Here is a 19,943-nt window from a genome sequence, read left to right as displayed (position 1 = left end):
CTCGTTGTTCATGCTGCTGCTTGTGCCTTCGGATCGGGCCATCGGGATGGCGCCAGGTAACGTCCGCCCTTGACGATCGACTGAACGCCGCGCTCGCCGAAGCGGGAGCGGATGTTGCCGAGCCATGCCGACCACTCCGGCCGGTCGTGGGTGATGATGAACCGGCCCTCGTCGTCGAACTCAGGGCCGCCGTCGAGCTCGGCGAACAGCCGCTCGCGCAGATAGGTGACCATGCGCGGCGGCTTCTTGCGGCAGGCCATCAGCCTGCGATAGGTCGCGGCCTGGGCGATCGCAGCGGCTCGCGCTTCCTCCGAAAGGTTGCGGTAGATCCCGGCGCAGTGGTGACGATTGTCGGGACGAAGCAGGACAGGCCATTCATCCCAAAATATAGAAAACCCTCCCTCCCACGGCGCGCTTGCGCGCACCTCCTGGGGTTCAATTACTGGTTCCCTTACAAGGTTAGTGTCCGGAATCAGGACACGGCTTTCGGCATTTTCCGGACACGGCTCTGCCTGTTTTCCGGACACGGCCCCGTGTCCTGTTTCCGGACACGGCTCCACCACACCTTGTGTCGCCACCGACTGGGAGGCACTAACGAAATCAGGCTCGAAAGCGAGCGCGTAGCTGGTCGATTCCTGTTGCTTGGTCTTCGGATTGATACGCTGCTCTCGCCTGATCAGCCCCTTCGCTTCGAGGATTTTCAGGTGCTCGTTGAGCGCCGAGCGCGACATCTCACAGTCGTAGGCAAGCTTGTCCTGAGAGGGGAAACAGCCCTGGTCGGGGTTGTGGCGGTCGCACAGGTGCCACAGGACGACGCGCGTCGCCGGCTTAAGCCCGCGCTGGGTGATCGCCCAATTGGTGGCAGCGTGGCTCATGCAGGCACCGCCATATTGAACGGCAGGGACGTCTGCCACCATTCCGCACCGCGGCTCGATGCTGCCTCAATCTTCGTCGCGAACGCCTTTGCCTCATGCCACGAGTTCCCGTCCCGGCCTTGACGACGGGCTGCATACGACCACGCCATGCTGTCGGCCGTGGCGAGCAGAGCGCGCACACCAGGATGCTGCAGTGATGTTTGCTTGATGCCGAAGCCATGAAGACGAAGATCAGGACGAACCGCATGGATGGCCGACAAGACTTCAACGATCCGCTCCGGAGCGCCGTTGCGCTTGCAGACTGAGCCGACACCCACCCACATACCGAATTTCAGGCGGTCGCCATACATCTCAACGTGGCGGGCATAATCCGAAGGCGCGTAGCCTTGGAGGACCGGCATCACCGGAAATGGACATTTGCCACCAAAGAGCCGGTCCAGTTCGGCTTTCAGAGCGTCATAGCGCTCAATGGTGAGGCGCTGGTGATCGGCAATGGTGCCATCCGATGCCCCTGTCGCCTTGGTCTTCGCGAGCATGAACGGCTCGCACATATAATCTTGGGTGACGGCGGCAGCGATCTTGACGACGCCAGCGGTATGAAGCCGATAGAGCTCGGCGGCGTATTCCTCGACGCCGTGGCGATAGCCGCCGTGGAGGTTCAGTTCGGTGAAGGCGCCACTGTCGACGATCACTTCGTCGCAATCGACCGGCTTCTTTCGCCCGCGCAAACAATTAATGCTGATGCAAGCCGCTTCGAAGTGCTGCGCGTCAGCAGGATGGTGTAGACCGACAAAAAAGCGAACCTTTGTCATGCCACCTTCCCCGCTTCGACCTCAACAGCGACGCGGTAGTCTTGCTCGATCGTCCTCAGGATGATGACCTCGTGGCGCTTGGCCTCGACCTCGTAGTCGGGGCGCTTATTGCGGCCGGTCGAGAACTTCTCGAGCCAATCGTTTTTGGCGACGATCATCTGCCGGATGCAGTGAAGCTTGGTCGCGTAGGTGATGGGCTCGCTCATACGCCGCACATCCCCTCGCACTCGTTGAGGAAGAGATTGAGCTGGCCGCGTTCTTCCGGGGTCGACAGGTCGACCTGGTCGAGCGGCTTCAGCGACCGATGCATGAATTGCTGGCCGCGAAACCCTGGCTGGATCCTGATCGCTTTATCCACCTCGACTGCGTCAGCAAATTCGTCGCGGGTGAGAGCGCGCCATTGATCGTTGTCATGGAATGGGCAGCCGACGCAGGAGGATTTCGGCGGCCATTGAGGACGATCGGCGGTGGCGTCTTCCGGCCGGACGACCGGATAGCCCATGGCCTCCAAATCGTCGAAGCAGTCGCGACGTGATGTTCCGGCGTCAATTAGAGGATGGCCGTTGACGATGTATTGCACGCGCGACGGCTTTTTGCGCCACGCTTCATCGGTCGAGATGCCGATCAGGACCTCGGCGCCGCCTTTCGGCCGCTTCCCTCCAAGGAGCTCGACGACCTTTCGCTGAACCGGTCGAAGCTTGTATTCCTTCGTGCACTGGCGGCGGCCCATGCCCTTCTTGCCGCGCGGCGAGATCATGAACCACGGGATCGCCGCAAACCGGCCGCCTGTCGTGTTCGATCTGGCAAGAGCATCGGCCCGAATGTCGCCGGCGCTGACCACATGAACGGGGAACGGCAGGACGCCGGGAGACCTCAACCACTCAAGGTGTTGGTAGACCGCTCGCGGCTCCCATCCGGTGTCGGAGAAGATCGCGCAGTCGATATGGCCGTACTCGCCATGCGCAGCGCCAAGGACAAGCCTTGTCGACTGAACGCCAGCGCCGAGAGAGATGGTACGGAGAATGCTCATGCGGCTTCCTTGGTCTTCACCTGCCGCGCCTGATGGGACCGGCAGTAGCTCTCAAGGGCGCCGACCGGCATGCCGCAGCAAAGCGACTGGCTGGTCGCCGGCGCGTCCAGGCTCATGTCGACGGGCCAGCGGCAGCGACCGAACAGGCAGTCGATGAAGCGCATGCCGACCAGGTGCGGCTCTGCCGTGCGTCGCGGATGGTATGCTGGCCTCGATCGGTATTCGAAGGTGGCCGGTGCCTGCTCGGAATCGAGGGCGGTGACGGCTTGGGCATGGATGCGCCCGGGGAGTTGATAGGGCGATGGTTTCCACGCTCTGCCTTCCGGCTTGGCCTTCTTCGGCCGTCCGCCGGATCGCCCGGCCTTGGGACCAGCCAGCCCGATCTTGTTCAGCACCTTGTTGCGGTGGACGATTCCGATGATGGCGTTGCGCGAGACGGCCCTGCCGTGCACGGCGCTGAACTCGGCGGCGATCTTCAACGCCGACAGGCCCTCTTTCAGCCATTGCTCTATGCTGACGATCTCAGCGTCGGTGTAGCCGCTGCCGGTGTTCATGCTGCATCTCCGAAAAGTGGACCGTGGTCGACGTCTGGCTTGCGCTTCCGCTTCACCCGCCATTCGGTTTCGATGCGGGATCGAGCCATCTCGGCGTAGGTCGGGTTCAGTTCGATCAGCGCGGCGCGGCGGTGGTGGCGAAGGGCGACCAGGGCGGTGGTGCCGGCGCCGCCGAAGGGATCGAGCACGAGGCCACCCTTCGGGCAGCCGGCGAGGATGCAGCGCTGGGCGAGCTCGGGCGGGAATGTGGCGAAGTGAGCGTCGGAAAATGCTTGTGTCGCCATCTCCCAAACAGACAGCGGCGCCGGCTCGTAGTTGCGGAGGTAGCGACCCTCGCCTCGCCCAAGTTCATCCAGCCCGGTGTGGTTGATGTGGCCGTCATGGCGCGGTGTCAGGCTGCGCCTCTGCTCGTCTGCCTCCCAGCGCTCATTGAAGCCGGCATGGCGGCGAGAATGGCCTGTCTGTTTGTCCGCTACTTCAATTACCTTGCCCGCCTCACGACCGTTGCGGTGGCGGGAGCCGTGGCCACCGGGACCGGTGTCCCAACCGTCAGGCTTCTTGATGCGCTTGTTGCCAGTCACCGCACGCGGCCCAGGCTGGCCTTCGACATAAGAGCCGCCCCGGTAGGTGGTCGCATCCTCGTCGCCGGCCCTGCCCTGCTTGACAGTCTCCGCGTCGTAGTAGGCGCCCATGCGCAGCCAGCGCGCTCCTTCACGCGCTGGGTCGGTTATCAGCGGGCAGCGTTCCGACAAATCCGGGTTGAACGAAATCTCGCCTGTGTCGCGAGCGCGCCAGACGTCGGCATCTTCGCTCTTTGTGAAGAGGAATATCTTCTCGTGAGCCGTCGACGGCCGGTAGGCGCCGGAACTGTCCGGCATCGGGTTGTTCTTGCCCCATATGATTTCCGAGCGGACCCACCAGCCGGCGTCCTGCAGGGCAATCGCCAGCCGGTTCGGGATCATGCAGAGGTCTTTCGGCTTCAGGTAGCCATCGCCTGCATAGTTGCGGCGAACGCCGTCAGACGCCGTGTTCCCCTTATTTTCAGATCGGCCGGCGCGTGGAAGGGCGCCGGTGGTGATCGGCCCGACTGTCGAGAACGGCTTGTCGCGGAAGGTCCGGTCATCATTGCCAGTCGCCTTGGTGTCGGCGGCCGAGCGGCCATTCGGCGACGTCGCATAGCAGTCGCCATAGTTGATCCACAGCGTCCCGGTTGGCTTGAGGACACGGCGCACGGCCTCGAACACGGCGACCATGACGGCCAAATGCTCGCCAAGCGTCGGCTCGAGCCCGATCTGCCCGGCAACGCCATAGTCGCGCAGTCCCCAATAGGGCGGCGACGTCACCACGCAGTCGACGGAGTCGGGCTCCATCGTGTCGAGCATGGCGATGCAGTCGCCGACGTAGAGCGCGACACGACCATCGAGGAACATCTGCGGGCTCAAGCGCTGACCGCCGTCCGGCGACGCTGCGTTGGCGCAGTGCCGCTCATCACACTGCGCAGCCGACCGAAGGCGACATGCTCGATCTGGCGCACGCGCTCCTTGGAGATGCCGAGCAGGCCGGCGAGGGTTTCCAGCGTCGAGCCTTCCTCGGACAGCCAGCGGGCTTCGATGATCACCTTCTCGCGGCCCTTGAGCTTGCCGACCGCGCCGGCGAGCTTTGCCGATAGGCGCTCGCCGTCGATCGAGGCTTCGGCGATCGCGTCGGGCAGCGGCGCGGTATCCGGCAGGATGTTGGCGTAAGCCTGGCCTTCGCCGTCGGCCGTGCGGCTCGGCGCCTCCATCGAGGTTTCCTTGACGATGCGATGGCCTCGGAAGAACTGTGCCCTGGTCTTGTTGGTGAGCGGCGGCTTGACCGCCGTCGTGCCGCGAATGACGGCTTCGGTGATTTCGTGGCGGACCCACCATTGCGCGTAGGTTGAAAAGCGCAGGCCGCGCTCCGGCTCGAACTTCTTGGCGGCAATCATCAGGCCGACGTTGCCTTCCTGGATCAGGTCTTCGCTCGGCACCGGCGATCTGGCGAATTTCTTGGCGATGGTGAGAACAAGCGGCCGGTGCGCCTCAACGATCTGGTGCAGCGCCGCCTCGTCGCGATGGTCGCGCCAGCGGATGGCGAGCGCCTGTTCCTGCTCTCGGGTGAGAAAGGGCTTTGAGCGGGGCCGGGCCATCAGAACCCCCTCGGCGGCACAAACAGGCAGATGGTCTTGCCGTCGGCCGCGCCAGCTTGGGTGCAGTGATGGAACCTGCCGTCAGGGCTGGGCTTGACCTTCGGGTCTGTCATCGGGATTAGTTCGCCGGTGAGGCGGATTTCGTAGCCGCGGGCGCCCTCAATGATGGCGGTGTCCTTGACCTCGCGGCAGTCGTAGCCGCTGCAGCATGAGAATGGATACGTCCATCCCTGCGGCGCTGCCGCCGTGGGCGTGGCCTCATGAGGATCGGCCGGCCGTGTCCCGAAAACGATTGCCAGCCCGACCAGGCCGACCCACGCTATAAGACCGAGCGTTGTGAACGCGACGGCCTTCGTCGATATCATCCGCATCTTCGTCCCCGTATTGTCCATCGACGAAGCGCCGCGCCTCGCCGTCCAGATCCCCGCCCGTTTCCATGCGGGCGAGGATGTCTTTGATCGAGCCGATCACGGTGCGCCGTAGAACACCGGCTGGCCGGTGGCGTCCGACACAGCCGAGACGACGTCCTGGAACGCCGCCTGCTCGCCGTTCTGGCGGTTCATGATCGCAATCTTGAAAGTCAGTTCGCCGCGATCGATCTTGTAGCGAAGCCGTGCCTGGAACTGCCGAACCTCCCCGCCCTGAAACACCGGGCAGACGATGGTGATCAGGTCGGGAACGGTGATCTTGCCGTTCTTGGTCGAGGTCTGGTCGGTTTCCTCTTCACGTCCGAAACCGGCATTGAAGGTTGCCGGATTACCTCACCAGTGCGGCCCGCTCTTTAGCTAGCCGAGTGATCTCACCGTCGATCTCGACGAGGCGTTCAGCCTCGCAGGCACGATCGACCCACTCAGCCGGGCGCCTTACCGCCGCTTTGAACAGCGACGGGCCGTAGACGCACAGCAACATCGAGAAATGTTCCGCCGACGGTCTCGACCGGCGATCGAGCCAGTTTTGTACGGTTGCCGCGCTGATCCCGGTCATTGCCTCGACGTGGTAGCCGGTCGAGGTCGGGAATTTGCACCGAAGCCAGCCGATAAGCCCGGCAAGGTCGAACAACTCTGCGGGAAGGTTCCCGTAAGTTTGCGGATCGGTATTGGCAGATTTGAACACGGTTTCGCTCCACGATTGATCTCGTGGATCCTCGCGGTTCGAAATCACCCGAAGCGAAAAAAGCGGCGGGTTCTGGTTGGCAGCAACGCGGGAAACACGGGACTGCCATGCACGTAACAGATGCATGGGTATGGCCTCCAAGAACAGGAACAACAGTTGGATGGCGATGGAGAGTGTCGGAAAGATCGCGATGCGCATCGTGCGAAGGTGCGCACCGCAGGACGAAAACAAGGACTTCAGCCGGGAGTCGTCCCCTCCCGTTGAAGGTGGAAGCGGGAACGCCGGAGTGACAGGGGTTGGTCAGCGTCACGGCGTTCCCGCGGACTCCTGCCGTCGCTGGCGGTTGGGCGGGGGGATGCGGCGGCAGGAATGACATCACGACTTGGCCTCCATGGCGGTCGTGCATTTGTGGCAGTGCACCCGGCCGTAGCCGGCGCACTCCGAAGGGTTGAGGCAATGTGGACGGAGCCTGGTGATTGCCTGCGTCACACCAGCCTTGAGAAAGGCCGGTACGTCCGCATCAGAAATGGTGACGGCTTGCCCGGCATTGCTCCCGACATGACATCCCGGCTCTTCGCCGACCTGACCGACGAGGCTATGAGCAACCTCGCTTTTAGCGCTGCTCGGTGCCGGGCTTGGCTTAGGCTCGCCGTCGTGAGCCTCCGAAAGGGACGGGTCAGGTTTAATTTCGGAATTGGTGGGGAGGTCGACCGGAGCCGCCTCCCCTTCGTTGCGGCCCTCACGATCCGCAAGCATCCCGGTATCGATCCCGACAAGGGAGGCTTCGGCTTGCGGACCTGCCTCCGGGGATGCCTCATCGTTGGTCGAGGGCCTCTCTTGGGTCTCGGAAATGGTTGCCGTGCTCTGGTCGCCAGACGGCACGGCATCGTCTGCTTGGGTCTGCGACGGAATGGTTTCCGGCTTGTCGTCGAGGATCTCGCCAGTTTCGGCGTCATGCGGCGGCAATTCGGTCGCGATGTTGGTGTGCTTCATCGTGATGTCGGCGCCGCCGTCAGCGGGCTTGGCCTTCACGGCGCGCGGAAATTGCGTAATGTTTTCTACGTGCGCAGGCGCGGGACGCGCGGGAGGCTGTTCAAGCGCAGTCCAGTAAAGGTCGTAGATGGCCTCGTTTTCCTGCAACTCGGCCTGATCCTTCATCTTGTCGCGGAACACGGCGCGCATCGCCTTGGTATCGAAGCCGGTGCCTTTGGCCTCGGCGAACATTTCCTTGAGATCGTCCGAGATGGTCTGCTTCTCTTCCTCCAACCGCTGCCAGCGTTCGAAGAACGCGCGCAGTTGGCCTGCGGCGGCGGTCTGCGACGTGATGATCGTCTCTTCGCGGACCGGCTCGGATTTGGATTTGCGGATCATCAGTTCCTCACGAAGATGAAGGCGACCAGCATCACCGCGTATCCGGTGAACGCCACGACGCCGAGCGTCAGGTTGGTCTGCGGCGGGTGGATGCCGTTGGCCATGCGCCAGCCGGCAAAGCACGACAGCAGCAGGCCGGCGATGAAGACCACGAAGCTCATGCTGCTTCCTCCGATTGGTCGGGCGCTGGCCCAAATACATCCGGCCGCATGACATGGCGCGATACGCCGGACGCCTGCTCGATCGGGATGACCTGGTCCGCAGGGATCATGCCCCTGTATTTCCACGTCGTGACGTGGCTGCGCGTCTTGCCGATCAGTTCCGCCAACTTCGCCTCGCCACCAACTGCCGTGCAGGCAGATGAAAGGGCGGCTCGCCGCTCGGCCTTGACCTTAGTGATTTGGTTCTCGTCCATGGCTCACCATACAAATGTAGGCGGGAGTGTCAATACCATTGTAGGCAAATAAAGCGATACCTTTGTAGACATGGCAAATTTCGGCGACAGGGTCAGAGAAGAACGGACGGCGCGGAACTGGTCGCTCCAGGAGCTTGCCGACCGCGTCACGAAGGCAGCCGGCATAGAGTGCCCGCGCGTCACGATCGAGAAGATCGAATCCCGCAGCAGCAAGAAATCCGAATGGTCATCAGCTATCGCCGCCGCCTTCAATGTCGATCACGACTGGCTGCTTACAGGCAAGGGCCAGAAGGAGATCGCGAAGGTCAGCATCGACAAGCAGCTTCGCGGTTTTCGGCCTGAAGTCGCCGACCGGCTCAAGGCCCAGATCAACGCGCTCATCGACAACGAGAAGCAGCGCAGCGATCAGTAACGGTTTGTTACCCATATAAATTAATTGTGGGGATTAGTTAACGCCGCTGCGTTTCGTGATTTGCATTTCAGCCCACCGGTTCTGAGTGTCGATCCCGTAAGGGCAATAAAGTAGCAGGGCGGAATCTCACAGAAATGACAATATCTTCCAGCGGCGGCCACGCGGCCGGCAGCACTTCTTCGACTGAAATTGACATTAAGCAGCGTCCGGAGCTCCTAGAGCTTTTAGGCATTCGATCGATAGTTCACCCCGACGGCGACGACGCCACCATTACATTACGCACATCTAATGGACCTATCGGCCTGAGCGTATCGCTGTCACAGATCGCCGCCGCAGACATCGAGATTCGCAACACCGCAATCCTGATGCACTACCGGCAATCGATGAAAAAGGATGCTGGCGTTCGCGCCTTCGATGACCTCCTACGCACTGCCGTCAGTCCAGCCGAGACTGACGTCTATGTTGATGGCGATACCGGCGACAGGCTCTTCGTTTTGCGTTTCGCGGACGATCGGCTGCCGCTCGTGGTGCGCCAATCACCAGAGAAACTTGCCGCCATCCTTCAAGACGTAGCCGACATCAGCAGACGCACGGCCAACTGAACCACCCTGGACTGTCCCGGCTCTCGCGAGTCGGGATTTTTTTGTGCGGTCTGTCTACGTTTGTAGAACTTTCCGTTTGACGCGCCTACATTTGTATGCGACGCTTTCCTTCGACACAGAGGGAGAGCCCGATGGCCACCGAAATCGAGAAATGCCCGTTCGAACACCCGATCCGCGCCGGCTCGAAGGTTGAAGACCTGAATGGCGGCGCGGTTGTTCGCTGCGAGGACTGCAACGCGACCGGGCCGGAAAAGTCGACCTACGCGGCGGCTATCAAGGCTTGGAACAAACGTCGCAAGACGAATGGCGGTGCGTCATGAGCGCCATCGCCGCCCAGGTCGCACTGCTTGCCGAGACGCTGGCGAAGTGCGCCGCTCCGTCCATCAACATCGCCCCGAGCGTCATCGACTTCGGCCAGCAGAAGGCCGAACGCCTGGCTGCACTGGCCCGCGCCGCCGGGAAGATTTCCACGTCAGTCCATGGCGGCAACCGCTATGCGCAGATGCTCGACCCTGGCGACTTCGCGGTACTCAAGGCTTTTGTCGCCTATGCCGATGGTGAGTTCGCGCTGTCGCAGGTGACGCGCCGCGATGACCTCGTCGACTTCCAGCACAGCCCGGATGGCTATTCCGACTATCGCGATCGGGAGAAGCTGTGATGTCGGTCGAGACACCGGAAGAGCGCATCGCCCGCGTTCGCCGCACGCCGGTCGGCCTGCTGACCGAAGAGGAAATCGGCCTGCTTGATCCAGACGGGCAGATATTCGCCATTCGCTATCAGGCCCGCGTTGCACGTGAGGCGGCCTGCCCCGGCCATGAGCGCATCGAAACAGCGACCCGCGAGCAATCGAACCGTGGCAACCATCGCGGCGAGTGCAAGCACTGCGGTTGCGACATGTCATACGACAGCGGGGATTGAGACGATGAGCGACTGGTTCAAGCGCGCACGCATCGCATGGATAGCCGAGACGGTCGAGATTTTCGGCTTCATCAACCGCGAGCATATCCAGGCCAAGTTCGGGGTTTCGACGCCGCAGGCTTCTTACGATCTGCGCGACGCAATGCAGGCCCAGCCGGGGCGGATCGTCTATAACAAAAGCACCAAGCGCTTCGAAAAGGCAGACGAGCGCATCCTCACTGGTGCCGAGCAGAAGGCCCAAGGCGCGCGCTGTGGCTGCCTTGGTGCCGACGATTATTGCGTCTGCCAGAACGTGCCAGACGCCATCACCAAGCACGAGCGCGCTGCGCAGGTGCAGCCATGACCGGCGCCCGCGAATGCCGCTGCAAGGACCGCGCATCTGGCGGCTTTCTTTCAGGCGATCTCGCCATGGCGGCAATCGTCCTGTGGTCGAGCGGCCAGTTCTGCACCGCCGATATTTCAAACCTTCTGACCGTCGGCGAGGACCATGTCGACCGCACCATTCGCGCGGCGCGCGACACCGCCCGGCAGAACGACAGGAAGGCCGCACGCGCATGACCGGACCAAGCATTATCGACGCCCTGGCGATGTGGTCGGAATGGCACGCCGATGTGCCGCCGGCCGGCTCGACCGGCTGCTACGCGGTCGACATGCAGATCGCCGACGCCTTCCGCATGATGATCTACCTCGGCGACCACACACAGCGCCTGCGCTGGATCGAGCGCGAGGCCAGCGACCCGAACGACCAGCGCGTCGGCGAGCCCTACCGGGCCGCGATCATCGCGTGGTGGCTCGCAATCTACGACGACAGGAAAAACAGGAGGATGGCGGCATGATGTGGTCTTACGACTGGTGGCGCGAAGCGCTCGAGAGCCCGCATGAAATCGGGCGCAAGCTCAAGATCCACGAAGACGAGCCGCAGCCCGGTTTCTACCGCAAGCGGGCGCACAAGGACGGTCCGTGGGTGCCGGTCGCGATCTGGCCAACCGACGCCGGCATGGTGGCGACCGTCGCCAACCGCCGCGTCGACGCCAACAGCACCTGGACGTTCTGTTGCGAGCATCCGGTTTCGGAAGAAATCTACCGCGCCGTCGCGGCCGGCGGCCAGTGGCCCGACGATCCGCCGGCGATCGGCCACAACCTGCCGAAGTCGGACGATCCGCACGAGGCACTGTCGGCCGAGTTTTTGGCCGAAACCGAGCTCGCCGTCACCTTCCTGCGCAAGCCGATCCAGACCAAGGACGACGCCGACCGGGCCGCGGTCTGGTCGAAGCGGCTGGCGACGATCGCCAAGCGCGCGACCGATCTGCACAAGGTCGAGAAGCAGCCGCATCTCGATGCCGGCCGCGCCGTCGACGACAAGTGGCGCGGCCTGAAAGAAGACGCCGACGCGCTGTCGAAGAAGCTCAAGCGTCATCTCGACGACTTTCTGCGCGAGCAGGACCGCATCGAGCAGGAACGTCAGCGCAAGGCACGCGAGGAAGCCGACAAGGTCCGGCGCGAGGCCGAAGCCGCGGCACTCAAGGCGGCCGAAGCGGCAGCCGCGCCCGGCGTTGCCTCGAACTTTGCCGAAGAGGCCGCGCGCGAAGCCGACCGCCTGGCCGAAAAGGCTGCGGACGCGCAGCGCGACACCGAAGCGCGCAATTCCGGCGCAGGCAGGACCGGCGCCAAGGTTTCGCTGCGCACCTTCGTGACCGCCGAAATCACCGACTACGACGCGCTGGTGATGGCGCTCAAGGACCGTCCAGAGGTCCGCGAGGTCATCCAGACGCTCGCCAACCGTGCAGCGAAATCCGGCGTCCAGGTTCCCGGCATGAAAGCCGTCGAGGAAAGGCGGGCCGCGTGATGGCAAAATTCCGCAAAGGCGACCGGGTGTCGATCCAAGGCGTAATCGCAGGCGACTACGTCCACGAGGGCAAGATCAAGGTTCAGGTCGAGCCGTATCACGACATTTTCGTCGAGATGTCGGACGTCACCATGGTCCGCCCAAACATCCTCGTCGGCGACACGGTGTGGTGCCCTGAGAAGGGCCACGCTCACGCGACCGTGCTGGCGATCGGCGAGGAACACCTTTGGGTGTCGTTCGGCGATGGCAACTACGCGACGTGGTGGGCACCGCAGGTTCAGCGCATCGATCCCGAGGCTGTGCCGGCCGAGCCAGAGCCGCCGCCGATAGCGCCAGATCCCATCCCTTATTGAATTTCAACGAGCCCACCGAAGGGCAACCAGGAGAAGCCGCATGACCAAATATGCCGTGTTCGACACCGAAACCAACGGGTTCTTTCGCTTCAAGGATGCCGACGGCAAGCCGGTGCCCGCCGACGATCCCAGCCAGCCGCGCCTGGCGCAACTCGGCATCGTGCTGCTCGACGACAACCTCGTCGAGGAACGCGCGATCGACCTGTTCGTCAAGCCGGACGGCTGGGAGATGACGCCGGAGGCAAGCGCGGCGAACGGGCTGACGACCGAGTTCCTGCATGAGCACGGCGCCTCGGTGCTCGATGTGCTCGACCAGTATGCCCGCGTCGTCGACGCCGGCTATGTGATGGTCGCCTACCATGCGCAGTTCGATCTCAAGCAAATGCGCGGCGAGCTGCGCCGCGCCGGGCTCGACGATCGCTTCGAAAAGACGCTGAACGTCTGCCTGATGCGCTCGAGCATGAATCTCGGCGTCCAGAAGGCCAGCGGCAAGGGCGGCTTCCCGAAGCTGTCCGACATCTGCACGCATTTCGGCATCGTCAACCAGCGCGCCCATGACGCCGGCTGCGATGCCAGGGCGACCGCCGACGTGTTCCGCAAGATGCTGGCGCTCGGGATACTGCCCGAGCCTGCGATCCACTACGCCAAGAACCATCCCGACCAGGCTGCCGCCTGAAACCTGCCACCGCGAGAGGAACCGCAACAATGAACGCCGTCACTGTCCTTCAGCCTTCCCGCTTGCCGATCGCAGCGTCGCTCGCCAAGGAGTTCGAAATCGGGGCCGCTGAGTGGCGGGTTCTCGTCGACCAGATATTCCCGGCGGCGCAGAGCGTCGAGGCGATCTCCATGGCGCTGTCCTACTGCCGCGCCCGCAAGCTCGATATCTACAAGAAGCCGGTTCACATCGTGCCGATGTATTCGAGCGCCCTGAAAAGGATGGTCGAGACGGTCTGGCCCGGAATATCGGAAATCCGCACCACGGCCACGCGCACCGGCGACTATGGCGGCATCGACGAAGTGATCTTCGGGCCGATGGTCGAGCGCACGTTCACCGGCGAAAAGGACAAGTGGGAGAACCAGCGCAAGGTCGGCACCGAGAAATTCACAAAGACGGTCCGCTTTCCTGAGTGGGCGAGCGTCGTCGTCTATCGCTGGGTGCATGGCGAAAAGGCAGCCTTCCACACCAAGATTTATTGGGAGGAAACCTACGCCTCGGTCGGCAAGATGGAAGTGCCGAACGATATGTGGGGCAAGCGCCCGCGCGGCCAGCTGGACAAGTGCGTCGAGGCCGCCGCGCTGCGCAAAGCCTTCCCCGAAGAGGTCGGCTCGATGTACGCGGCCGAAGAGATGGAAGGCCGCACGCTCATCGAGCATGAGGCGACGTTGCCGCCGGCGCCACCGCCTGCTCCTGCCGCGAAGATCGCCGCGCCGACCGATGAAACTGTCGAGATCGACAGCAAGATCGTGGAAGGCGATGTCGTCGACGCCGAGATCGTCGGAGAAGAGATCGTCGCGCCGCCACCGCCGGCCGCCAAGAAGGCCGCAGCGGCGCCGGCCAAGACCGAGTTCGCCAATCCCGACGACATGCTGAAAGACGCCGAAGAGCGGTTCAGCAAGGCCCAGGACGAAGGCGATTGGGGCGAGATCCACTCCGAGTTTGTCCACCTGCAGGAGACGCTGTTTCCGCCGGATTGGGACCGGCTGGTTGCTATCATGTCGCGCCACTTCGACCGCGTGAGCATGAGCGAGGAAGAGCGCCAGGCTTTGGCGCAGCATCCGTTGAACGGTGGCTGATATCATGGCCGACGGTACGCACATCGAATGGACCGACGCGACGTGGAATCCCATCGTCGGCTGCTCCATCGTCTCCCCCGGCTGCACCAATTGCTATGCGATGAAACTGGCTGGAACGCGGCTCAAGCACATCGAAAGCCGCAGGGGCCTCACGCGCGACACCAAGGCCGGGCCGGTCTGGACCGGCGAGGTTCGGCTCAATGAGCAATGGCTCGATCAGCCATTGAAGTGGAAGCAGCCGCGCCGGATCTTCGTCTGCGCCCATGGCGACCTGTTCGCCGAGAACGTGCCAGACGAGTGGATCGACAAGGTTTTCGCCATCATGGCGCTGGCGCCGCAGCACACGTTTCAGGTGCTGACCAAGCGCGCAAAGCGCATGCGGGAGTATTTCGAGAAGATCGACACCGAGCTCCGTGCGGCCGGCGAGCACGGTTATACCCCGAGGCGGTTCGACCAGATCGCGTGCGACATCACTCGCTCGCCATGCGCTGCCGGCTGGATGGAGGAGCAAGATTGGCCTTTCCCCAACGTCTGGCTTGGCGTCTCAGCCGAGCGGCAGCAGGAGGCTGACGAACGGATCCCGCATCTGCTGATGACGCCGGCTGCGATTCGCTTCGTCTCAGCTGAACCGCTTCTAGGGCCGATCGACTTCACATCGATTTGCTGGCGAGACGACGACGCCGATATTCGGGCCAATTCGCTGACGGCGGAGGCTTGGGTCGAGAACAGCGATAGCGCCTCGGCCTATTCGAATGATTGTGACGGCGTGACCGGGCTGGACTGGATCATCGTCGGCGGCGAGAGCGGCCCCGGCGCCCGGCCGATGCATCCCGCCTGGGCCCGCTCGATCCGCGACCAGTGTGCCGCCGCCGGCGTGCCGTTCTTCTTCAAGCAGTGGGGCGCGTGGGGCTTGGAGGAACCTGTCTTCGGCGGTCACGAGATGCACGCCCTGGCCGACGATGGCACGCTCTACCGTTCAACCGATCTGGCTTATCCGGACGGGAAGCGTCGCGGCGAAGCAATCCGCGCCAATCACGATCAGGCGCGACTGCATTCGGTCTACCGCGTCGGCAAGAAAGCCGCCGGCCGCCTGCTCGACGGCATCGAACACAACGCCATGCCGGAGGCGCGCTGATGAGCGGTTCATCGCAATGCCCGCATCTGGATTTCTCGTTCCAGATCAACGTGGCCCGCTTCGAGGACGACACGATCAAGCAGGCCGACATCACCGGCAAGTGCATCAACTGCGACAAGCCGCTGGTGTTCTTCTGCGATCTGCCCATGGGCGTCAGTTGGACGCATCCGACGCTGTCGAGCGACGCGCAGGAGCTTCGTCTGCCTGTGGTCGTGCTCGGCGACGAGGTCGACGAGGCCAAGCCGCGCCCGAGCTTCAGCGTGAGGGAAATCCGATGAAAGCTTTGACCATCTGGCAGCCCTGGGCGACGCTGATCATGGGCGGCGTCAAGCCCTACGAGTTCCGCGGCTGGTACGCTCCGAAGGCCATCATCGGCCAGCGGATTGCCATCCACGCCGGTGCGCGGCCGGTCAAGAAGGCCGAGATAGCAGACTTGATCTTGCGCCTGCGCTCGGCTGAACCGTGGTCGACGGCTTTGAAGCCGGAAGCTCTGGCAATGCTCGAACGCTGGCACTCGAATCCGCTCGCCCTGCCGCTCGCCTCGATCCTCGGTACGGCCGTGCTCGGCCAGCCGAAGCTCGGCACTGCCATCATCCCGGAATTTGGCGGCAAGGTGAACGACAGCGACAGGCAGGCGCACAGCAATTGGGCTTGGCCGCTGACCGACATCGTATTGATCGAGCCGATCAGACCGGCCAAGGGCGCGCAGGGCTTTTGGGATTGGACATCATGACAAAACTCCCCGCCATCGTCGTCGCTGGCCTCGGCCGCTGTGGCACGTCGCTCATGATGCAGATGCTGCAGGCCGGCGGCGTCAAATGCATCGGCGACTGGCCGGCCTTCGAAACCAGCGCCAGCATGTTCGGCAGCTTTGACCCGGCAGCCTTCGCCGCTCTACGCGGTACCGCCATCAAACTCATTGACCCGGCCAGGCTGCCGATCGGCGCCATGCCGAACCATATCGTCATCTGGCTCGATCGCGGTGTCGTCGAGCAGGCCAGGTCGCAGATAAAGATGGTGCGTGGTTTCGGCGGTCCGGTAGCGTCGAACCGGCAGACGCTCCGCGCGATGGTCAGCGGTTTACGCAGTGACCGAGCGCCAAACATGGCCGCGATCGGCGCCAAGGGGCGCCTGCCATCGATCGCGTTGACCTTCGACCGCCTTCTGACGCATCCGACCAAAACCGCGGCCGACTTGTACCTGTTCCTTCGCGCCCACGGCTATGAGCTCGACTTGGTCAAGATGGTCAAACAGATCCGGGGCCGATCGCCCGCCTGCTACCCGGGCATGATGGAGATCGAGTTGCTGGGCCAGAGAGGCATTGCAGCATGACCTCCAAAGCAGCCTTCCGCCACGACGTCATCGCCGGCATGCACTGCCTGGTGCCGTGCGATAACGACGGATTCGAGATGCTGCTCGCAATGAAGCGCGGCAAGGAGGTCCTGACCGAGATCCACACCCCGCGAAACGTCCGGCATCACCGGATGCTCTTCCTGCTGATCCGCCACGTCATCGACGGCGGCGCATGGGAGGGCGACGAGGAAACCCTGCTCGACTGGATCAAATACGCCACCGGCCACGTCAAGACCTCGATCGACCATATGGGCAATCCGCATTACGTGCCGAAGTCGATCGCCTTCGTCAGCATGGACCAGGCGGCGTTCCTGCGGTTTTTCGAGCGGGCGGTGTTCGCGATCTGCCACCGCCTGCTCGGCGACGGCGAGAATTGGGAAAAGCTTCGCGACCAGATCATCGAGATTGTCGACGGCCGGTTCACCAGCCAGGCCAACCACATGGGAAGGGCCGCCTGATGGCGCGCGCCGTCAAAGAGTGGGTTGGCAAGACCGACAACACCAAGGCGCCGCCGCGCGTCTGCCAGCGCGTGTTCGATCGTGACAACGGCATCTGCCATTTCTGCGGCCAACCGATTCAGAAGCCGCACCAGGCTCACGAGACAGACCACATCAAGGCGCTGATCAACGGCGGCGAGAACCGGGAAACCAATCTCGCTCCGATCCACAAGAAGCCCTGCCACACGGTCAAGACCGCTGCCGACGTCACCGACAAGGCCAAGGTCGCCGCGGTGCGCAAGAAGCACATCGGGATCACCAAGCCGAAGCGCTCTATCCCCGGCCCACCAAAACCCGAGAAACCAGCACCGAAGGGCCATGCGTGCCCGCGTCGGTCGCTCTACACCGCGAGGACCGCATGACCGACCCGACATCTGCCCCCGCTGAGGCAGCGGTGAACGAATCGCTTCAGGCCCGCGTCCAGCCGTGGATGATGGCCTGCTTCGGCCCCGAGATTAGCGCCGACAAGGTGGAGCGCGGCGACAGGCTCTTGGAGGAAGTCTTCGAACTCTTGCAGTCGGGCGGCTACGATCCGGCTCGCGTGCTGGCTCTGCGGGACTATGTTTGGAACCGCGAAGCCGGCGAGCCATCCCAAGAAGCCGGCGGCGTTCAGATCACGCTGGCGGCATACTGCCTAGCCCACGATCTCGACATGCACGAGGCCGGCGAAACCGAGCTGGCACGTATCTGGACCAAGGTAGACAAGATCAGGGCGAAGCAAGCCGCCAGGCCTGTAGGGTCAGCGCTGCCTGTTGCCCTCGCCCCTGCCCAGGCAGTGCCGGGAGATATGGTGAGCAGCGCGATTGCTGACATTGCATCCGAACGCCAGAGGCAGATCAGCGCCGAAGGCTGGACGCCAGAGCATGACGACGCACACAGCGCCGGTGAACTAGCGGCCGCCGCAGCGTGCTATGCCGCTTCCGCCAAAGGCCATGGCTTTATCTCATTGGACCGCGCGCCAAGCAGATGGCCTTGGTCGCTTGATTGGTGGAAACCCACCGACCGCCGCCGCGATCTCGTCAAGGCTGGCGCCCTCATAGCCGCTGAAATCGAACGGCTCGACCGCCTCGCCGGTCAAGTCTCTCCCGCAAGTGGGAGGCAGGGATGACGCGATCTGATCCTATCGCATATCCGCCGCGCGGGCTGTCCCGAGACGAAGCGGCGCGCTACATCGGCGTCGGCGCGACCAAATTTGACGAAATGGTCAAGGACGGCCGGATGCCGAAGCCGAAGCGCCTGGACGGGCGGACCGTGTGGGACCGCGTCGCAGTCGACCTCGCCTTTACCGATATCCCCGAAGATGGCCACAGAAATTTCTTCGACGGCCTCTATTCGGTGAAATAGCCGGCGCGCTATGGTCCCGCCATGAAGCATCCTGACTACCCCGGCGTTTCCGACATGACGACGCGTCATGGCAAGGTGCGCTGGCGCCTGCGCAGAAGCGGCAAGAAGGACGTGATGCTGCCGGGCGAGCCGCACACTGCGGAGTTCGACGAAGCCTACCAGAACGCCGTCCTTGGACGGCCAGCGCCCGTTGTGCAGATGCCGGGCAGCGCCAGCCCGCGAAGCCTCAAAGCCGCCTACCGTCTGCTGAAGAAGACCGATGAATGGCTTGCGCTCGATGACAAGAGCAGCACCCGCTATCAGCAGACGATCGAGCGCATCCTGTCAATGCCGGCCGGCGGCAAGATGATGCTCGGTGATGGGCCCGTCGAGGATCTGAAGCGCTCCCATGTCAAGTCGATCCTGTCCGCCTTCCGCGATACACCGCACATGGAACGCATCGTTCTGATCTGCCTTCGCAAGCTGATCATGGTGGCGATCGACGAGGAATGGATCGAGGTCGATCCAACCTACAAGATGACGCGGAACCCGCAGACCGATGGCCACAAAGCGTGGCCGCTCGAGATCATGGCGAAATACGAGGCCAGATGGGAAGTTGGCACACGGCAGCGCACCGCCTACGCCCTGGCGCTTTGGCTCGGCAACCGCGTGAGCGACATCACCCGGCTTCGCTGGGATCACCAAACAACGAAGCACATTGCGGCCGACGGGGAGATTCACACCGTCGACGGATTCGAGTTCGTCCAGTTCAAGGGGCGGAAGCGCGGCAAGAAACTGTTCCTGCCAATGACGCCAATGCTCGATCGCGAACTCGCACCGCTGTCGAGAGATACCGAGACAGTGCTGGTCTCATCGCGGGGCGGCGCATACACGGACGGCTCTCTCAGCACGCGCATGGCCGACTGGTGCAGGGACGCCGGGATCGAGCCAGGGTACACGATGCACGGCCTGCGCAAGGCCCTTGGCGTCAAGCTGGCCGAGGCAGACGCATCGACGCGACAGTTGATGGAGATACTCGGCCACAAGAACATTGCCTATGCCGAGCTCTACAGCCGAGAAGCCTCGCAGACCAGGCTTGCGGTGAAGGCCATGGAGAAGGTAACGAAGATCGAGGAAGCCCGGAGCAGCCGAAAATTTCGGTCGTGAAATGACCGATGGAAACCTGTTCTGGAAACCTTTTGGAAACCTGTTTCTAAGCCATTGGAATTGTTCAATATGCAAGAAGCAAGCGGTTCCTACGATAGGTAACAAATTCAGTCGCTTGGATGGCCGGTTTCCAAGATCGGTTTCCGCAACGTTCCGCCTAGAGTTGGAAACCCCAAAATGAGAATCCGTCCTGACGCCAGGCTCAT

32 protein-coding genes and 2 pseudogenes are annotated in these 19,943 nt (G+C 63.0%); 21 read left to right on the top strand and 13 right to left on the bottom strand.

The genetic code is table 11. The features are described 5' to 3' along the window. Window positions 1–8 precede the first annotated feature (8 nt). From EOA85_RS00165 to EOA85_RS00110, 13 genes and pseudogenes are all read right to left on the bottom strand, one after another. The gene (locus tag EOA85_RS00165) at window positions 9–875 is read right to left on the bottom strand and encodes a helix-turn-helix domain-containing protein (RefSeq protein WP_127207887.1); all 867 of its coding nucleotides are present in this window, start codon (window positions 873–875) and stop codon (window positions 9–11) included. After that, window positions 872–1,687 (bottom strand): hypothetical protein, encoded by an 816-nt coding sequence (locus tag EOA85_RS00160; protein WP_127207886.1) that lies wholly within the window; start codon window positions 1,685–1,687, stop codon window positions 872–874. The genes EOA85_RS00165 and EOA85_RS00160 overlap by 4 nt, the downstream gene beginning before the upstream one ends. Beyond that, window positions 1,684–1,893 carry a hypothetical protein gene (locus tag EOA85_RS00155; RefSeq protein ID WP_127207885.1) on the bottom strand — a complete coding sequence of 70 codons (210 nt, stop codon included), beginning with the start codon at window positions 1,891–1,893 and terminating at the stop codon, window positions 1,684–1,686. The genes EOA85_RS00160 and EOA85_RS00155 overlap by 4 nt, the downstream gene beginning before the upstream one ends. Then, a complete protein-coding gene (locus EOA85_RS00150; RefSeq protein WP_127207884.1) occupies window positions 1,890–2,717 on the bottom strand; it encodes a hypothetical protein in 828 nt (275 codons plus the stop codon). The genes EOA85_RS00155 and EOA85_RS00150 overlap by 4 nt, the downstream gene beginning before the upstream one ends. Beyond that, a complete protein-coding gene (locus EOA85_RS00145; protein WP_127207883.1) occupies window positions 2,714–3,271 on the bottom strand; it encodes a GcrA family cell cycle regulator in 558 nt (185 codons plus the stop codon). The genes EOA85_RS00150 and EOA85_RS00145 overlap by 4 nt, the downstream gene beginning before the upstream one ends. Continuing rightward, window positions 3,268–4,713, bottom strand: a complete 1,446-nt coding sequence (locus EOA85_RS00140; RefSeq protein ID WP_127207882.1) for a site-specific DNA-methyltransferase — start codon at window positions 4,711–4,713, stop codon at window positions 3,268–3,270. The genes EOA85_RS00145 and EOA85_RS00140 overlap by 4 nt, the downstream gene beginning before the upstream one ends. Beyond that, a complete protein-coding gene (locus EOA85_RS00135) occupies window positions 4,710–5,438 on the bottom strand; it encodes a sigma-70 family RNA polymerase sigma factor (protein WP_127207881.1) in 729 nt (242 codons plus the stop codon). Before EOA85_RS00135 ends, EOA85_RS00140 begins: the two co-directional genes overlap by 4 nt. Further along, the gene (locus EOA85_RS00130; protein WP_245485538.1) at window positions 5,438–5,803 is read right to left on the bottom strand and encodes a hypothetical protein; all 366 of its coding nucleotides are present in this window, start codon (window positions 5,801–5,803) and stop codon (window positions 5,438–5,440) included. Before EOA85_RS00130 ends, EOA85_RS00135 begins: the two co-directional genes overlap by 1 nt. A 102-nt stretch (window positions 5,804–5,905) precedes the next feature. After that, window positions 5,906–6,145 (bottom strand): annotated as a pseudogene (locus EOA85_RS00125) (DUF2303 family protein); the annotation flags it as partial. A gap of 49 nt (window positions 6,146–6,194) precedes the next feature. After that, a complete protein-coding gene (locus EOA85_RS00120) occupies window positions 6,195–6,749 on the bottom strand; it encodes a hypothetical protein (RefSeq protein WP_127207879.1) in 555 nt (184 codons plus the stop codon). Between the two features lie 897 nt (window positions 6,750–7,646). Beyond that, window positions 7,647–7,922 (bottom strand): annotated as a pseudogene (locus EOA85_RS40025) (DUF2312 domain-containing protein); the annotation flags it as partial. Then, window positions 7,922–8,083 carry a hypothetical protein gene (locus EOA85_RS37170; protein ID WP_164759420.1) on the bottom strand — a complete coding sequence of 54 codons (162 nt, stop codon included), beginning with the start codon at window positions 8,081–8,083 and terminating at the stop codon, window positions 7,922–7,924. The gene EOA85_RS37170 and the pseudogene EOA85_RS40025, both read right to left, overlap by 1 nt. After that, window positions 8,080–8,337, bottom strand: coding sequence for a YdaS family helix-turn-helix protein (locus tag EOA85_RS00110; RefSeq protein ID WP_127207877.1), 258 nt, complete (start codon window positions 8,335–8,337; stop codon window positions 8,080–8,082). Before EOA85_RS00110 ends, EOA85_RS37170 begins: the two co-directional genes overlap by 4 nt. Window positions 8,338–8,407: 70 nt before the next feature. On the opposite strand from EOA85_RS00110, the gene EOA85_RS00105 reads away from it, so the two are divergent. From EOA85_RS00105 to EOA85_RS00005, 21 genes are all read left to right on the top strand, one after another. Continuing rightward, complete coding sequence (locus EOA85_RS00105) at window positions 8,408–8,749, top strand: helix-turn-helix transcriptional regulator (RefSeq protein ID WP_127207876.1); 342 nt, start codon at window positions 8,408–8,410, stop codon at window positions 8,747–8,749. 134 nt (window positions 8,750–8,883) lie between these two features. Then, window positions 8,884–9,351 carry a hypothetical protein gene (locus tag EOA85_RS00100; RefSeq protein ID WP_127207875.1) on the top strand — a complete coding sequence of 156 codons (468 nt, stop codon included), beginning with the start codon at window positions 8,884–8,886 and terminating at the stop codon, window positions 9,349–9,351. 131 nt (window positions 9,352–9,482) lie between these two features. Beyond that, window positions 9,483–9,671, top strand: coding sequence for a hypothetical protein (locus EOA85_RS00095; RefSeq protein WP_127207874.1), 189 nt, complete (start codon window positions 9,483–9,485; stop codon window positions 9,669–9,671). Then, window positions 9,668–10,009, top strand: coding sequence for a hypothetical protein (locus EOA85_RS00090; protein ID WP_127207873.1), 342 nt, complete (start codon window positions 9,668–9,670; stop codon window positions 10,007–10,009). The genes EOA85_RS00095 and EOA85_RS00090 overlap by 4 nt, the downstream gene beginning before the upstream one ends. Next, complete coding sequence (locus EOA85_RS00085) at window positions 10,009–10,269, top strand: hypothetical protein (protein ID WP_127207872.1); 261 nt, start codon at window positions 10,009–10,011, stop codon at window positions 10,267–10,269. Before EOA85_RS00090 ends, EOA85_RS00085 begins: the two co-directional genes overlap by 1 nt. A 4-nt stretch (window positions 10,270–10,273) precedes the next feature. After that, window positions 10,274–10,612, top strand: a complete 339-nt coding sequence (locus EOA85_RS00080) for a hypothetical protein (protein WP_127207871.1) — start codon at window positions 10,274–10,276, stop codon at window positions 10,610–10,612. Beyond that, window positions 10,609–10,827 (top strand): hypothetical protein, encoded by a 219-nt coding sequence (locus EOA85_RS00075; RefSeq protein WP_127207870.1) that lies wholly within the window; start codon window positions 10,609–10,611, stop codon window positions 10,825–10,827. Before EOA85_RS00080 ends, EOA85_RS00075 begins: the two co-directional genes overlap by 4 nt. After that, window positions 10,824–11,105, top strand: a complete 282-nt coding sequence (locus EOA85_RS00070) for a hypothetical protein (RefSeq protein ID WP_127207869.1) — start codon at window positions 10,824–10,826, stop codon at window positions 11,103–11,105. The genes EOA85_RS00075 and EOA85_RS00070 overlap by 4 nt, the downstream gene beginning before the upstream one ends. Next, on the top strand, window positions 11,102–12,115 hold the full coding sequence (locus EOA85_RS00065) for a hypothetical protein (RefSeq protein ID WP_127207868.1): 1,014 nt from the start codon (window positions 11,102–11,104) through the stop codon (window positions 12,113–12,115). The genes EOA85_RS00070 and EOA85_RS00065 overlap by 4 nt, the downstream gene beginning before the upstream one ends. Beyond that, window positions 12,115–12,468 carry a hypothetical protein gene (locus EOA85_RS00060; protein WP_127207867.1) on the top strand — a complete coding sequence of 118 codons (354 nt, stop codon included), beginning with the start codon at window positions 12,115–12,117 and terminating at the stop codon, window positions 12,466–12,468. The genes EOA85_RS00065 and EOA85_RS00060 overlap by 1 nt, the downstream gene beginning before the upstream one ends. Window positions 12,469–12,508: 40 nt before the next feature. Beyond that, a complete protein-coding gene (locus EOA85_RS00055) occupies window positions 12,509–13,144 on the top strand; it encodes a 3'-5' exonuclease (RefSeq protein WP_127207866.1) in 636 nt (211 codons plus the stop codon). 29 nt (window positions 13,145–13,173) lie between these two features. After that, window positions 13,174–14,262 (top strand): phage recombination protein Bet, encoded by a 1,089-nt coding sequence (gene bet / locus EOA85_RS00050; protein WP_127207865.1) that lies wholly within the window; start codon window positions 13,174–13,176, stop codon window positions 14,260–14,262. A gap of 4 nt (window positions 14,263–14,266) precedes the next feature. Continuing rightward, window positions 14,267–15,397: a phage Gp37/Gp68 family protein gene (locus EOA85_RS00045; protein ID WP_127207864.1), complete on the top strand. Its 1,131-nt coding sequence runs from the start codon at window positions 14,267–14,269 to the stop codon at window positions 15,395–15,397. Beyond that, a complete protein-coding gene (locus tag EOA85_RS00040) occupies window positions 15,397–15,675 on the top strand; it encodes a hypothetical protein (protein WP_127207863.1) in 279 nt (92 codons plus the stop codon). Before EOA85_RS00045 ends, EOA85_RS00040 begins: the two co-directional genes overlap by 1 nt. Continuing rightward, complete coding sequence (locus EOA85_RS00035) at window positions 15,672–16,130, top strand: hypothetical protein (protein WP_127207862.1); 459 nt, start codon at window positions 15,672–15,674, stop codon at window positions 16,128–16,130. Before EOA85_RS00040 ends, EOA85_RS00035 begins: the two co-directional genes overlap by 4 nt. Beyond that, complete coding sequence (locus EOA85_RS00030) at window positions 16,127–16,729, top strand: hypothetical protein (protein WP_127207861.1); 603 nt, start codon at window positions 16,127–16,129, stop codon at window positions 16,727–16,729. Before EOA85_RS00035 ends, EOA85_RS00030 begins: the two co-directional genes overlap by 4 nt. Next, a complete protein-coding gene (locus EOA85_RS00025) occupies window positions 16,726–17,208 on the top strand; it encodes a hypothetical protein (RefSeq protein ID WP_127207860.1) in 483 nt (160 codons plus the stop codon). The genes EOA85_RS00030 and EOA85_RS00025 overlap by 4 nt, the downstream gene beginning before the upstream one ends. Continuing rightward, the gene (locus EOA85_RS00020) at window positions 17,208–17,609 is read left to right on the top strand and encodes an HNH endonuclease (RefSeq protein WP_127207859.1); all 402 of its coding nucleotides are present in this window, start codon (window positions 17,208–17,210) and stop codon (window positions 17,607–17,609) included. The genes EOA85_RS00025 and EOA85_RS00020 overlap by 1 nt, the downstream gene beginning before the upstream one ends. Window positions 17,610–17,641: 32 nt before the next feature. Then, a complete protein-coding gene (locus EOA85_RS37995) occupies window positions 17,642–18,355 on the top strand; it encodes a hypothetical protein (protein WP_206523214.1) in 714 nt (237 codons plus the stop codon). Beyond that, window positions 18,352–18,591, top strand: a complete 240-nt coding sequence (locus tag EOA85_RS00010; protein WP_127207858.1) for a hypothetical protein — start codon at window positions 18,352–18,354, stop codon at window positions 18,589–18,591. Before EOA85_RS37995 ends, EOA85_RS00010 begins: the two co-directional genes overlap by 4 nt. A gap of 21 nt (window positions 18,592–18,612) precedes the next feature. Continuing rightward, window positions 18,613–19,737 (top strand): tyrosine-type recombinase/integrase, encoded by a 1,125-nt coding sequence (locus EOA85_RS00005; RefSeq protein WP_245485537.1) that lies wholly within the window; start codon window positions 18,613–18,615, stop codon window positions 19,735–19,737. Window positions 19,738–19,943: the final 206 nt, after the last annotated feature.

Source organism: Mesorhizobium sp. M5C.F.Ca.IN.020.29.1.1, from assembly GCF_003997375.1.
Classification (GTDB): Bacteria; Pseudomonadota; Alphaproteobacteria; order Rhizobiales; family Rhizobiaceae; genus Mesorhizobium; species Mesorhizobium wenxiniae.
This window is presented reverse-complemented; position numbering and strand designations above follow the sequence as displayed.

Coding starts and splice junctions, on each gene's coding strand:
- EOA85_RS00055 (WP_127207866.1), top strand. CDS start 12,509: ATGACCAAATATGCCGTGTTCGACACCGAAACCAACGGGTTCTTTCGC.
- EOA85_RS00035 (WP_127207862.1), top strand. CDS start 15,672: ATGAAAGCTTTGACCATCTGGCAGCCCTGGGCGACGCTGATCATGGGC.
- EOA85_RS00045 (WP_127207864.1), top strand. CDS start 14,267: ATGGCCGACGGTACGCACATCGAATGGACCGACGCGACGTGGAATCCC.
- bet (WP_127207865.1), top strand. CDS start 13,174: ATGAACGCCGTCACTGTCCTTCAGCCTTCCCGCTTGCCGATCGCAGCG.
- EOA85_RS00040 (WP_127207863.1), top strand. CDS start 15,397: ATGAGCGGTTCATCGCAATGCCCGCATCTGGATTTCTCGTTCCAGATC.
- EOA85_RS00060 (WP_127207867.1), top strand. CDS start 12,115: ATGGCAAAATTCCGCAAAGGCGACCGGGTGTCGATCCAAGGCGTAATC.
- EOA85_RS00010 (WP_127207858.1), top strand. CDS start 18,352: ATGACGCGATCTGATCCTATCGCATATCCGCCGCGCGGGCTGTCCCGA.
- EOA85_RS00110 (WP_127207877.1), bottom strand. CDS start 8,337: ATGGACGAGAACCAAATCACTAAGGTCAAGGCCGAGCGGCGAGCCGCC.
- EOA85_RS00100 (WP_127207875.1), top strand. CDS start 8,884: ATGACAATATCTTCCAGCGGCGGCCACGCGGCCGGCAGCACTTCTTCG.
- EOA85_RS00105 (WP_127207876.1), top strand. CDS start 8,408: ATGGCAAATTTCGGCGACAGGGTCAGAGAAGAACGGACGGCGCGGAAC.
- EOA85_RS37170 (WP_164759420.1), bottom strand. CDS start 8,083: ATGAGCTTCGTGGTCTTCATCGCCGGCCTGCTGCTGTCGTGCTTTGCC.
- EOA85_RS00150 (WP_127207884.1), bottom strand. CDS start 2,717: ATGAGCATTCTCCGTACCATCTCTCTCGGCGCTGGCGTTCAGTCGACA.
- EOA85_RS00030 (WP_127207861.1), top strand. CDS start 16,127: ATGACAAAACTCCCCGCCATCGTCGTCGCTGGCCTCGGCCGCTGTGGC.
- EOA85_RS00075 (WP_127207870.1), top strand. CDS start 10,609: ATGACCGGCGCCCGCGAATGCCGCTGCAAGGACCGCGCATCTGGCGGC.
- EOA85_RS00085 (WP_127207872.1), top strand. CDS start 10,009: ATGTCGGTCGAGACACCGGAAGAGCGCATCGCCCGCGTTCGCCGCACG.
- EOA85_RS00165 (WP_127207887.1), bottom strand. CDS start 875: ATGAGCCACGCTGCCACCAATTGGGCGATCACCCAGCGCGGGCTTAAG.
- EOA85_RS00070 (WP_127207869.1), top strand. CDS start 10,824: ATGACCGGACCAAGCATTATCGACGCCCTGGCGATGTGGTCGGAATGG.
- EOA85_RS00155 (WP_127207885.1), bottom strand. CDS start 1,893: ATGAGCGAGCCCATCACCTACGCGACCAAGCTTCACTGCATCCGGCAG.
- EOA85_RS00135 (WP_127207881.1), bottom strand. CDS start 5,438: ATGGCCCGGCCCCGCTCAAAGCCCTTTCTCACCCGAGAGCAGGAACAG.
- EOA85_RS00025 (WP_127207860.1), top strand. CDS start 16,726: ATGACCTCCAAAGCAGCCTTCCGCCACGACGTCATCGCCGGCATGCAC.
- EOA85_RS00160 (WP_127207886.1), bottom strand. CDS start 1,687: ATGACAAAGGTTCGCTTTTTTGTCGGTCTACACCATCCTGCTGACGCG.
- EOA85_RS00095 (WP_127207874.1), top strand. CDS start 9,483: ATGGCCACCGAAATCGAGAAATGCCCGTTCGAACACCCGATCCGCGCC.
- EOA85_RS00020 (WP_127207859.1), top strand. CDS start 17,208: ATGGCGCGCGCCGTCAAAGAGTGGGTTGGCAAGACCGACAACACCAAG.
- EOA85_RS00080 (WP_127207871.1), top strand. CDS start 10,274: ATGAGCGACTGGTTCAAGCGCGCACGCATCGCATGGATAGCCGAGACG.
- EOA85_RS00090 (WP_127207873.1), top strand. CDS start 9,668: ATGAGCGCCATCGCCGCCCAGGTCGCACTGCTTGCCGAGACGCTGGCG.
- EOA85_RS00130 (WP_245485538.1), bottom strand. CDS start 5,803: ATGATATCGACGAAGGCCGTCGCGTTCACAACGCTCGGTCTTATAGCG.
- EOA85_RS00005 (WP_245485537.1), top strand. CDS start 18,613: ATGAAGCATCCTGACTACCCCGGCGTTTCCGACATGACGACGCGTCAT.
- EOA85_RS00145 (WP_127207883.1), bottom strand. CDS start 3,271: ATGAACACCGGCAGCGGCTACACCGACGCTGAGATCGTCAGCATAGAG.
- EOA85_RS00065 (WP_127207868.1), top strand. CDS start 11,102: ATGATGTGGTCTTACGACTGGTGGCGCGAAGCGCTCGAGAGCCCGCAT.
- EOA85_RS00120 (WP_127207879.1), bottom strand. CDS start 6,749: ATGCGCATCGCGATCTTTCCGACACTCTCCATCGCCATCCAACTGTTG.